At 47.5% G+C, this 12,255-nt stretch carries 11 protein-coding genes; 10 read left to right on the top strand and 1 reads right to left on the bottom strand.

What is annotated here, in order from left to right:
• The first annotated feature begins 5 nt into the window (after positions 1-5).
• The 10 genes from rnc (at position 6) to trmD (ending at position 10,191) form a co-directional block, all read left to right on the top strand.
• Positions 6-704, top strand: coding sequence for a ribonuclease III (rnc, locus tag C558_RS0118475; protein WP_018757772.1), 699 nt, complete (start codon positions 6-8; stop codon positions 702-704).
• Between the two features lie 131 nt (positions 705-835).
• Entirely contained in the window at positions 836-4,405 is a 3,570-nt protein-coding gene (gene smc, locus C558_RS0118480) for a chromosome segregation protein SMC (RefSeq protein WP_018757773.1), read from the top strand.
• Positions 4,406-4,456: 51 nt separating this feature from the next.
• A complete protein-coding gene (gene ftsY, locus C558_RS0118485) occupies positions 4,457-5,470 on the top strand; it encodes a signal recognition particle-docking protein FtsY (RefSeq protein WP_018757774.1) in 1,014 nt (337 codons plus the stop codon).
• 254 nt (positions 5,471-5,724) lie between these two features.
• Complete coding sequence (gene trhA, locus C558_RS0118490; RefSeq protein WP_018757775.1) at positions 5,725-6,372, top strand: PAQR family membrane homeostasis protein TrhA; 648 nt, start codon at positions 5,725-5,727, stop codon at positions 6,370-6,372.
• A 113-nt stretch (positions 6,373-6,485) separates the two neighbouring features.
• Positions 6,486-6,839, top strand: a complete 354-nt coding sequence (ylxM, locus tag C558_RS0118495; RefSeq protein ID WP_026263997.1) for a YlxM family DNA-binding protein — start codon at positions 6,486-6,488, stop codon at positions 6,837-6,839.
• A gap of 26 nt (positions 6,840-6,865) precedes the next feature.
• The gene (gene ffh / locus C558_RS0118500; protein WP_018757777.1) at positions 6,866-8,245 is read left to right on the top strand and encodes a signal recognition particle protein; all 1,380 of its coding nucleotides are present in this window, start codon (positions 6,866-6,868) and stop codon (positions 8,243-8,245) included.
• Positions 8,246-8,289: 44 nt separating this feature from the next.
• Positions 8,290-8,562 carry a 30S ribosomal protein S16 gene (gene rpsP / locus C558_RS0118505; protein WP_018757778.1) on the top strand — a complete coding sequence of 91 codons (273 nt, stop codon included), beginning with the start codon at positions 8,290-8,292 and terminating at the stop codon, positions 8,560-8,562.
• Between the two features lie 23 nt (positions 8,563-8,585).
• The gene (locus tag C558_RS0118510) at positions 8,586-8,816 is read left to right on the top strand and encodes a KH domain-containing protein (protein WP_018757779.1); all 231 of its coding nucleotides are present in this window, start codon (positions 8,586-8,588) and stop codon (positions 8,814-8,816) included.
• 117 nt (positions 8,817-8,933) lie between these two features.
• Positions 8,934-9,452, top strand: coding sequence for a ribosome maturation factor RimM (gene rimM, locus C558_RS0118515; protein ID WP_018757780.1), 519 nt, complete (start codon positions 8,934-8,936; stop codon positions 9,450-9,452).
• Between the two features lies 1 nt (position 9,453).
• Positions 9,454-10,191, top strand: a complete 738-nt coding sequence (gene trmD / locus C558_RS0118520; RefSeq protein ID WP_018757781.1) for a tRNA (guanosine(37)-N1)-methyltransferase TrmD — start codon at positions 9,454-9,456, stop codon at positions 10,189-10,191.
• Positions 10,192-10,366: 175 nt separating this feature from the next.
• Here trmD and C558_RS0118525 read toward each other — a convergent pair whose 3' ends face one another.
• Positions 10,367-12,250 carry an Ig-like domain-containing protein gene (locus C558_RS0118525; RefSeq protein WP_018757782.1) on the bottom strand — a complete coding sequence of 628 codons (1,884 nt, stop codon included), beginning with the start codon at positions 12,248-12,250 and terminating at the stop codon, positions 10,367-10,369.
• Between the last annotated feature and the right edge of the window lie 5 nt (positions 12,251-12,255).

The following is a 12,255-nucleotide window of genomic DNA, read 5'->3' on the forward strand; positions in this document are numbered from 1 at the left end:
TCCTTTTGAGTACGGACTTAAGGCATTTACAACAAAGTTTAAATATTCATTTCAAAAATCGGCAGCTGCTGAAGCAGGCATTTACACATGCATCATATGTCAATGAACATCGCTTCGGTCAGCATCAGGATAATGAACGCCTCGAGTTTCTAGGGGATGCCGTGTTGGAATTAACCGTATCGGAGTTTTTATTTGAGGCCCATCCGAACAGACCCGAAGGGGAGCTTACGAAGCTGCGTGCAGCGATCGTCTGTGAGCCTTCACTCGTGAAATTTGCGGAAGCCTTGCAGTTCGGGCAATATGTCCTGCTAGGCAAAGGGGAAGAGCTAACAGGTGGACGGATGCGTCCAGCACTGCTCGCAGATGTATTCGAGTCATTTATTGGCGCGTTATATCTCGATCAAGGTCTGGAAGTCGTACGATCCTTTCTGACGAAATATGTGTTCTCCCAATTGTCGCAAGAGGGCAAGATGCAGATAAATGATTTTAAGACGCGTCTTCAAGAGTTTACGCAGCAGCACAATATGGGGCTGCTCGAGTATCGGATCGTCGAAGAACGAGGCCCGGCGCATGAACGTGAGTTTGTCTCGGAAGTGCATATGGGGGAAGAATGTTTGGGCCGCGGAACAGGGCGTTCAAAGAAAGAAGCAGAGCAGCAGGCTGCTGCTCAGGCGCTCGAACGCATTGTTATTCCAAAGTCGTAGAAGTCATAGGTAGGAGCAAGAGCAAAAGAGCAGCGAGGCGTAAGCCTTTTACGGGTCCACGTTCGCTCCTTTTGCTCTTCTTTGTGAACAAACAAGTGTACAACCTTTTCAAATGAGGTGAATGATGAACGATGTTCTTGAAACGGATTGAACTGCAAGGGTTTAAATCTTTCGCAGACAAAACTGAACTCGAGTTCGTCCAAGGGATTACAGCGGTCGTCGGGCCAAATGGGAGCGGTAAGAGTAACATTTCAGACGGGATCCGGTGGGTGCTGGGCGAACAGAGCGCGAAGAGCCTCCGCGGTGGGAAGATGGAAGATATTATTTTCGCAGGCAGTGATGCGCGGAAGGCCGTGAACTACGGGGAAGTATCTTTGACGCTCGACAATACAGATCAAGCGCTGCCGCTCGATTTTAATGAGGTGACGGTTACCCGTCGCGTTCATCGCAGCGGCGAGAGCGAATATTTGATCAATAAGCAAGCATGTAGATTGAAAGATATTACGGAGCTGTTCATGGATACAGGGATCGGGAAGGAAGCATACTCGATTATTGGACAAGGACGTATTGAGGAGATATTAAGTACGCGGTCAGAGGATCGCCGCGGGATTTTTGAGGAAGCGTCAGGAATTGTGAAGTATAAATCGCGCAAACGTGAAGCCCAGCGCAAACTTGATGAGACGGAGCAGAACTTGCTGCGTATTCATGACTTAGTGAGCGAACTTGAGGATCAGATTGAACCTTTACGGGAACAATCGACGAAGGCGATTCAATACAAGGAACTTCGGAGTCAATTGAAGTCCAAAGAAATTTCGATGTATGTCTATCAAATTGAACAGATTCATCAATCTTGGCAGGAAGCGAATGCGAAGATGACGAAGCTGCAGCAGGAACAGCTAGAGCTCTCGACGGTCGTGAGTCAGCATGATGCAGGACTGGAGAAGCACCGTGTTGAAATGCGCAAGCTAGAGGAAGAACTTGAAGGTCTTCAACAGGCGCTCCTCTCATATAGTGAAGAGTTCGAGAAATGCGAAGGCTATGGCGAGGTCTTGAAAGAGCGCCACAAAAACTTGAAACACAATGAAGGGCAGCTGACCCAGTCACTGGAAATGCATGAGCGTCGGATGCAGGAGAAGGAGATTGAGGAGAATACCTGTAAAGTGAAGCTCGATGAAATCGAAGCACAGCAGGCAGATCTTAAAGCAAGACTCACAGAGGAAGAATCGCGTCTCATTGGCGTTACGGGCGGGGCGAGCATTGATACCGAGGAGAGCCTAAAAGGTCAACTCCTCGATGTGATGAATCAGATGGCCCAGCTTCGGAACGAAATTCGCTACATCGATCAGCAGAGTGAGACACTTGGACGTCGTATGGAACGTATGGGTGATGAGGAAGCGAAGCTGAAAGAGCAGAAGACACAGTACGATGAATCTATGCGCGCCATTGAACAGAAGCTAGTTGAGACGGCTGAGCTCGTTGAATCACTACGTAATCAATTCATTGCAGAGAGCGATCGTCTGCGTGAGGTACAGCATTTATTGGATGAGGCGCAGTCGACGGCTCGCCGATGGGAGCAGAAGCTGGATGCCCTTGTATCGCGCCGTGACACGATGAAGGAGCTTCAGGACGATTATGACGGGTTCATGATCGGGGTAAGAGAAGTGCTGAAGGCTTCCCGAAATGGATCTTTGCATGGGGTTCATGGCGCTATTGCAGAGCTAATCACCGTCCCTGAGAAGGTGGAGACTGCCATGGAGACCGCACTTGGGGCATCGATGCAGCACATCGTCATGGAGAATGAAGCGTTGGCTCGGGAAGCAATTAGCTTTTTGAAACGCCGTCAATTGGGACGGGCTACGTTCTTGCCGATCAATGTCATTCGGCCGCGCACATTATCGGACAATGATCGCAAGCTGCTTAGTAGTGCCGAGGGCTTCGTCGGCATTGGGGTCGATCTGGTACAGTTCGACCGCAAATATAGCGATATGATCGGGAGTCTTCTTGGGAACGTCGTGATCTCAGAGACCCTCGAACAGGCGAATAAGATTGCGGCGAAATGCCAATATCGATTCCGCGTCGTTACCCTAGAAGGGGATGTTGTGAATGCCGGCGGTTCCATGACCGGGGGTAGTGTGCACAAGAAGAATACAAGCCTCTTGAGTCGAAATCGTCAGATTGAACAATTAGAAGCAGATATTAAGCAGACCGAAGCACAGCTTACGAAGTTGCAGGCGGGCGTCAAGGATATGAAACAAGAGAGCAATGCTTTGCAGCAGAGACTGGAGAAACTGCGTGAACAGCGCGACAGCAAGAGAATGGAAGAGCAGCGTCTTCAGGCCGAACAGAAGCAGCTTGAACATGAATCACGTCATGTGAATGAGCAGCTTTCGCTGATTACGCAAGAAGGCGACGGCTATGCGAAGGAATCGAATGAATTTGTGAGCGGGCGCGAGGTTGCTGTTCGTAAGCTCGAAGCTTATCAAGTCGATGAAGCGCGCATCCAACAGGAGATTCAAGCAGCAGAGTCGATGCGGAAGATGAACGAATCGGCGAAGGAAGAATTGCAATCCCAGCTAACAGATCTAAAGGTTCAAGCCGGGAAGTGGGATCAGGAGAAATTCTCCTTGCAAGAGCAGTTAAGACGTGTTCGTGAAGAGAAAGCGACGTATGTTCGTGATCTGGCAGGGGCGAAGAAATCTCTCGAGCAGATCCAGAAGGATTATGAAGTCTATGATCGTGAACGCGTGAAGCAAGTTGAAGATTTGAACCACTACAAGATCCAGAAGGAAAAGACTGCTGAGCAGATTGACTTCAAACGCGCAGATCGCGCAGAATGGGTTCGGAAGCTAGAGCTTGAAGAGAGTGAGACCAAGGAGCAGCGTACAGCCCTTCGAAACGTAGAAGAGCAACTGCGTCATACGGAGATTCAAGTGAATCGTCTGGATGTGGAGCTCGATAATATTCTTAAGAAGTTAAGTGAGGAATATGAACTTAGCTTCGAGCTGGCGAAACATCGGTATCCGGTACCTGAGGACGTGCTCGGAACACAGCAAGAGGTACGCGATCTGAAACGTCAGATTTCGGCGCTGGGAGACGTCAATCTCGGTGCGATCGAGGAATTCGAGCGTGTGAATGAGCGGTTTACGTTCTTGAATGAGCAGAAGGATGACTTGATCGAAGCGAAGACAACACTCTACGAGGTTATCCGTGAGATGGATGATGAAATGGGCAGACGGTTCCGAGCAACCTTCGATGCGATTCGCAAGGAATTCGTTATCGTGTTCTCGAAGTTATTCGGCGGCGGTCGTGCAGATCTTGTCTTGATCGATCCAGACCGCATCTTGGACACAGGGATCGATATCATAGCACAGCCTCCTGGGAAGAAGCTTCAGAACTTGCAGCTGCTATCAGGTGGTGAGCGGGCATTAACGGCAATGGCCTTATTGTTCGCGATCTTGCAGGTCAAACCTGTTCCATTCTGCGTGCTCGATGAGGTTGAAGCGGCACTCGACGAAGCGAATGTAACGCGTTTTGCACAATATTTACGTGAGTTCTCAGAACAGACACAATTTATTGTTGTAACCCATCGAAAAGGAACGATGGAAGAGGCGGATGTATTATATGGTGTTACAATGGAAGAAGGCGGCGTATCGAAGCTTGTATCGGTTAAATTGGAAGATGACGATGCGGTCATCGCTTAGTTGAATCTAACCGCCTAATTAGCAACTTGTTAATTCGTATGGAGGGGTACCATGAGCTTTTTTAAAAAGTTAAAAGAGAGCATTTCTAAGAAAACCGAAGCGGTTACCAATGTGTTCAAGGACGGCTTAAGCAAGACGCGTACAGCGCTTGTGGAGAAAGTACAGGACCTCATTACACGTCGTAAGAAAATCGACGAAGAATTCTATGAAGAGCTAGAAGAAATTCTTATTGGTGCGGATGTAGGCGTGAATACGGTTATGAAATTGATTGATGACCTGCGTCGCGAAGTGCGTCAACGTAAAATTGAAGATGCTGCGGAATTGCAGCCTGTTCTCTCGGAGAAGCTGATTGGGCTTCTACGCAGCGATGAGAATGTTAGTATCAAGATGAATCCGGACGGGATTACTGTTATTCTGTTCGTGGGTGTTAATGGTGTAGGGAAAACGACGACAATCGGTAAGCTCGCGCATCGCTTCAAGCAGCAAGGCAAGAAAGTACTTCTCGCAGCAGGCGATACATTCCGTGCGGGTGCGATTGAACAGCTTGAGGTATGGGGGCAGCGCGTGGGCGTGGATGTGATCAAGCAGCAATCCGGTGCTGACCCTGCGGCGGTCATGTTCGATGCGGTTCAAGCCGCGAAACAGCGTAATGTTGACGTATTGCTCTGTGATACGGCGGGTCGTCTGCAGAACAAATCCAACCTCATGGATGAATTGAATAAAATTTATCGTGTTATTCAGCGTGAAATTCCTGGTGCGCCGCACGAAGTTTTGATGGTACTCGATGCGACAACAGGTCAGAATGCGCTTAGCCAAGCGAAGCTGTTCGGTGAGAAGAGCGGCGTGACAGGTCTTGTTCTGACGAAGCTCGATGGAACAGCCAAAGGTGGGATCGTGATTGCGATCCGTCAAGAACTGAATCTGCCTGTGAAATATATTGGTCTCGGAGAGAAGATGGACGATCTGCAAGAATTCGACTCAGAGCAATTCGTCCATGCGCTGTTCGCTGGTCTTATACAAGAGGCGGAAGCAGCCGAAGGTGCGGAAGAAGAGCAGCAGGGTTAAGTATCTCACTGTCACTACTCGCCCATTTGGCGTATATTGAACCATAATTATCTCATCGAAGTTCAAAAAGTTGCCTTATCAGCACCAAGAAGGTTGTATGAAACTGAAGAAGGAGGAGCGGAGTTTAGGCAAAACCTAAATGAGCACCGGACTTCGAGGTTGAATGCAAGATTCGATGCCGATTATACATCTCGATTATACTTCGTGATCATAAGGCTAATTTTTGAACATCCACTTTAGAAAGGAAGTGCAGTATGGCAGATACTTACACGTATTCCAGACGGGAAGAAGTAGCGAATGCCATTACGCACGGGATCGGAGCATTTCTAAGTATTGCGGCTTTAGCGCTATTAATCGCTTTCTCAAGCCTCTTTGGTACCGCGTGGCATGTCGTGAGCTTTACGATCTACGGCATCACGATGATGCTGCTCTATGCTTCGTCGACACTCGTGCATAGTTTTCCGGAGGGTAAGGTCAAGGATCTGTTCGAGATTTTCGATCATGCCTCGATTTACTTGTTCATTGCAGGAACCTATACACCGTTTTTGTTCGTCATTGTACGAGGAAGCTTAGGCTGGACGTTGTTCGGGATTATATGGGGCATTGCGATTTCAGGTGTAGTATTTAAGGCCTTCTTTACAAAGAAATTCCTGTTCCTTTCTACGTTGTTCTATATCGCGATGGGCTGGTTAATTGTTCTCGCTTGGAATCCTTTGGTCGAGACACTGCCTACCGGAGGGATTGTCCTTCTTATCGTAGGTGGGATCTTATATACGCTAGGAACGATCTTCTATGTATGGCGCGGCTTTCCGTATCACCATGCGATCTGGCATCTGTTCGTACTCGCAGGATCTGCGGCGCATTTCTTCGCGATTTTGCTCTATGTTTTGCCGATTAGATAATTTTCTGAAGATGTTAAGGTTTATGCCTTGACATCTTCTTTTATTTTGGGTAAGATAAGTCATGTTGACTTGCTGTAAAGGACTTTTCCTTGACGGAGGGAGTGGCTGAAGGCGTGAAAGAGGAGAATATGCTCGACAAGACGAATCGGGTGAATCTACTGTTTGCCTTTTATGAGCCGCTGCTAACGGAGAAACAGCAGACATTCCTGAAATGTTATTTTCATGATGATTTCTCACTTGGAGAGATCGCTGCGGAATTTAGTATAAGCCGGCAGGCTGTATATGAGCACATCAAACGGGCGGAACAAGTTCTCGAGAATTACGAAGTGAAGCTTGGACTTGTGCGCAAATACGAAATGCGTCATACTTATATGGAACAATTAAGCGAAGTACTTAAATATATACCTCAGGAACATCAAGAACAGGCGAGACTAACACTTGAGAATTTACAGAACATGGACGCATGATAAATCAAGGACGGAGGTGACGGAGATTGGCATTTGAAGGATTAACGAATCGGCTTTCCAGCGTGTTTAGTAAGCTGCGAGGCAAAGGGAAAGTAAGCGAAGAAGATGTGAACGAAGCGATGCGCGAAGTTCGACTCGCACTTCTGGAAGCGGACGTGAACTTTAAGGTCGTGAAGGACTTTATCGCGAAAGTCAAAGAGCGTGCCCTAGGTCAAGAAGTAGAGAAGAGCTTCACGCCAGGCATGGTCATTATCGACATCGTTAACAAAGAGTTAACGGATCTTATGGGCGGAACGAATGCGAAGCTCGCGAAGTCGAACAAACCGCCGACCGTCATTATGATGGCGGGTCTGCAAGGGGCCGGTAAGACGACGACCAGCGGTAAGTTGGCGAAGTTGCTCCTGAAGCAGAACCACAAGCCGCTATTGGTGGCAGGCGATATTTATCGTCCCGCAGCGATCAAGCAGTTGCAGGTGCTCGGCGAACAGATTAAGGTTCCTGTCTTCACGCTTGGAGATCAGACAAGCCCGGTTGAGATTGCGCGTCAAGCTCTCCAACATGCGAAGGACAATGGACATGATTATCTGATTATCGATACGGCGGGTCGCTTGCATATCGATGAGCAGCTGATGGAAGAGTTGAAGCAAATTCATGCCACAGTGAAGCCGGACGAAGTCTTGCTCGTCGTCGATGCGATGACAGGTCAAGATGCGGTTAACGTCGCAGATAGCTTTAATAAGCAACTTGAACTTACAGGTGTCGTTCTGACGAAGCTTGATGGCGATACTCGCGGTGGTGCGGCGATTTCGGTTAAGGCTGTAACAGGCTGCCCGATCAAGTTTGCGGCACTAGGTGAGAAGATTGATGCACTCGAGCCATTCCATCCGGAACGTATGGCTTCCCGTATTCTCGGCATGGGGGATATGTTATCCCTGATCGAGAAAGCTCAATCCAACATTGATGCAGAGAAAGCGAAAGAAATGGAACGGAAAATGCGCGATGCATCCTTTACGTTCGACGATTTCTTGGAGCAAATGCAGCAAGTGAAGAAGATGGGTCCTCTGGATCAGATTCTTGATATGATTCCAGGTATGGGCAAAGTGAAACAAATGAAAGACATCAAAGTCGACGAGAAGCAAATGGGCCGTATCGAAGCGATTGTGCATTCGATGACCGCGAGAGAGCGGAATGAGCCGGATTTGATCAATCATAGCCGTCGTAAGCGGATTGCAGCAGGCAGTGGGTCGACATTAACCGATGTCAACCGATTGATTAAGCAATTCGATGATATGCGTCGTATGATGAAGCAGTTCTCCGATATGATGGGCGGCGGCGGTAAAGGCGCCAAAATGATGAAGAACTTAAAGAAGCAAGCCGGAAAAGGCGGTATGAGACCATTTCGTTAATGGTTCAATATAGACTTGTTAATTAATTGAGGGAGGTGAATTTCGTGGCAGTTCGTATTCGTCTAAAACGCATGGGTGCTCATAAAGCTCCTTCTTATCGTGTTGTTGTTTCTGACTCTCGTTCTCCTCGTGATGGTCGTTTTATCGAGGAAATCGGTTTCTACAACCCAGTTGCTCAACCAGCAGTTGTGAACATCGATGAAGAAAAAGCACTAAAATGGCTTCAAACAGGCGCTCAAGCTTCCGATACTGTTCGCAACTTGCTTAGCAAGGCGGGCGTAATGACTAAGTTCCATGAGCTTAAGCAATCGAAATAAGCTGTTGATTCGGAGGGAATCGTATGGAAGATTTAGTAAAAGTTATTGCTAAGGCTTTAGTCGACCATCCGGAGGATGTTCACGTTGAAGTTGTGGAGAAAGAGCATGTCATTGTCTATGAATTAACCGTTAATCCTGACGATGTTGGGAAGGTCATTGGTAAACAAGGACGGATCGCCAAAGCGCTTCGTACGGTTGTAACATCTGCAGCAGTGAAAGTCAGTAAACGGGTAACCGTTGACATCGTATCTTAAGTGATCAGAGAAGGGGTTGGGATGAATATCCCAGCCTCTTTTTCATACCGAACGATGAGGTTGCACATGATAAGAGCAGCCTTTTACATAGATCAAGATATATTCTAGGAGGTTCTTATGTCGGAACAATTATATACTGTAGGTAAAATTGTCAATACACATGGGATTCGTGGCGAACTTAAAATCGTGCCACAGACCGACTTTCCCGATGAGCGTTTTCAACCGAAAAGCAAGCTGTTCTTCCAGCACCCAGAGACGCTGCAACTAATCCCAGTCGTTGTAGAAAGCTCCAGGTTGCAGAAGAATGTATATGTATTGAAATTCGCGGGATACGGCAATATCAACGATGTCGAGAAGTACAAAGGATGGCTGCTGAAAATTGCAGATTCCGAGCGTAGAGCACTGGATGAAGATGAATACTATTACAGCGATATCATCGGATGTCAGGTCATGACAGACGAAGGTGAAGAACTTGGCGTGATTCATGAAATTCTGAGTCCTGGTGCGAATGATGTGTGGGTTGTGAAGCGCAAAAAAGGCGATGATGTTCTGCTGCCGGTTATTGACGATGTCATTCTGGATATCAATGTTCAGGAGAAGATCATTAAGGTTCACGTGATGGAAGGGTTAATATAGTATGCGAATGGATGTCCTTACCTTATTCCCGGAGATGTTCGAAGGGGTTTTCAATAGCAGTATTTTAGGAAAAGCCCAGGAGAAAGGAATCGTGAAGCTTCGCGCACACAACTTCCGCGAGCACGCCAACAATAAACATAATACGGTCGATGACTACCCTTACGGTGGCGGTGGCGGGATGGTTCTCAAGGCTGAGCCGATTTTCTCGGCAGTAGAGTCCTTGATCGAAGAAGATGCCCCGAAACCGCGTGTCATTCTAATGTGCCCGCAAGGGGAACGCTATACACAGGCAAAGGCCGAAGAGCTTGCCAAGGAAGAGCATCTCATCTTTATTTGCGGACATTACGAAGGCTATGACGAGCGGATACGTGAATATCTGGTGACTGACGAGCTGTCTGTAGGTGATTATGTCTTAACCGGCGGTGAGCTGCCGGCGATGACGATTATCGATAGCGTGGCGCGGCTGCTCCCAGGCGTCCTAGGAAATGAGACGTCAGCCGTTACAGATTCCTTCAGCACAGGGCTTCTGGAATATCCGCATTATACGCGGCCTGCCGATTTTCGCGGTATGAAGGTACCGGATATTTTGTTATCCGGTCATCATGCGAATGTGGAAGCGTGGCGTAAGCAGCAATCGTTGCGCCGGACGTTAGAGCGGCGGCCTGATCTGCTTGAGCATGTGGAGTTAAATAAGAAAGAAAAGAAATGGCTACAAGACATATTAAATGAACAGGCTTAACGCGAAAATCAAATATTATTCGATGATACACCTTTCAGCTTCTAGTCTGGAAGGTGTTTTTTTATTGCAGCTTCGAAAAAAAAGAATGTCGCAGAATTGACGATTTATCAGTCGATTCTGCGACATTCGTAGGCACATATCACGATTTTTCTGCTGTTATTCGTTCTTCAAGAATTTAGTTGCCTTTTGGTACCGTTACCGTTGCGCTGACCGATGAGCTCAGTCCCGCATGATCAAATACCGTATACGTTACTGTATATACACGGCCAGTTCCGCGACCTGATCGTTCTGCGCGCAGCTTAAACGAAGTGTCAGGCGTTCCGTACGCAGCATCTTGAATATCGTTGCTCGTGTTTCCATCACCCAAGTTATTATCGTCCTCATTGCTCGTGATCGAGGTCAGCTCGAAAGAGGAGATCCCTGAAAATTGATCACTATTCGTTATAGTCACCTCGATAGGCACCATTTTATGATTTGGTGGCGACAAAACTGTTTTGTCTAAGGTTAATGCTATCGTTGGAGGGGTTTTATCGATTTTGAGCTGGATTGATTGCGGTTTCTCAACATTACCAGCGTTATCTATACCACGGTATTCCACAACATGGACACCTTCCTCAGCAATGGTGAACGGAGCACTGTATACCAACCAATCACCGTTATTGATGCGATATTCTGTTCTGTTCACGCCAATCGAATCGCTGTAGGTTGCCATTGTTACAGTGACGTCCGAAGTATACCATCCATTGCTTCCATTTGGCGATGGCGGGTCCAGGGCAACCGTCGTCATGGGGCCTGACGTGATCGTCAAATCGATCGTCGAGGTCGCCGTATCTCCAGCTAGATCGGTGACGATAACCTGGAATTGATCTCTGCCCGTATAGTTTTGATTCGGTGTATACGTCCAATTGCCATCGGCGCTCACGTTAACCGCACCGTGAGCAGGAGCGGCGCCTAAAGAATAGGTTAATGGATCTCCATCCGGATCTGTTCCCACAACGATGCCGCTGACCGGTGTATTCACCAAAGTGGTATATGTTGCATTGGTTACTGTTGGTGGCTCATTCTCACGGAACAGCAAGCCTTGGATATACGATTCTCTCAGATCCTCAGCATCATAACGCAGTTCAAACCAACTATTTACATGCTGATATAACACATCAATTTCTGCTGCATTCATATGGTCTAAATTCGGGATATTGCTGCCGTTCGCTCGACCCTGAGCAATTAATGGTTGAAGGTAACGATGATAGAAGTTATCATCATCAGAATCGCCATTAAGCCAGGTTGTGTCCAGCTGAGAAGCTGTCTCGTTAAATTTGTTCCAAGCTTTACGAATGATATTTTTCTGGATAGCTATTCGCTGTTCTTCAGTCGGTGCTTGGAAGTCGAGTGTGTTGAATCTTCCGACTTGGTGCACATGTCCTCCCCAAGTGGGAGAGAAGCCGGAGGGGGCCCAACGAATCATGCTGAACATCCAGTCTTCGCCGTTCAGCGGTACATCATCATAGTAGGTCTCCCATGGAATCATAACGACAGTCCCCCATCCGGTTGGGATTTCTTCATTCGTTACGGTGACGTTGCCATTAAGCGGACGATTATTGCGATTCTCCGTCTGCCATTCGTAATACTCGATGGGGCTATCATTCGTAGGCACAATCATCTGATGGTAGGGAACACCGTCTAGCCCAGTCTGCAAGAAGAATTCAATGGAACTGTTCTTCAATACGCCGTTTGTTTCCCTTTCAGGCTCGTTAGATTGGAAAAAAATATAAATTCCATCCTCATTGTACACGATATAGAATCCGGTATCGCGAGTACCGCCGGGCGGTATCGGATTTTCCACCCAATATTGGACAAACCGATTTTCTTTATAATCTGGATTGTTGAAGAAACTGCTGTTATACCAGTCCGATGGTGTAGCCAAATGTCCAGTCGTATATTTCACGTGGTATGCTAGCCTATTTACATCCTGCGCCGCAGCCACATTTGGCAAGCATGAGAAAATGGGTAATAACATGAGCATCAGCATCAGCAAGCATCGTAACGTTCTATTCGCCAAGGATA

Source organism: Paenibacillus terrigena DSM 21567, assembly GCF_000374845.1.
Taxonomy (GTDB): domain Bacteria; phylum Bacillota; class Bacilli; order Paenibacillales; family Paenibacillaceae; genus Paenibacillus_K; species Paenibacillus_K terrigena.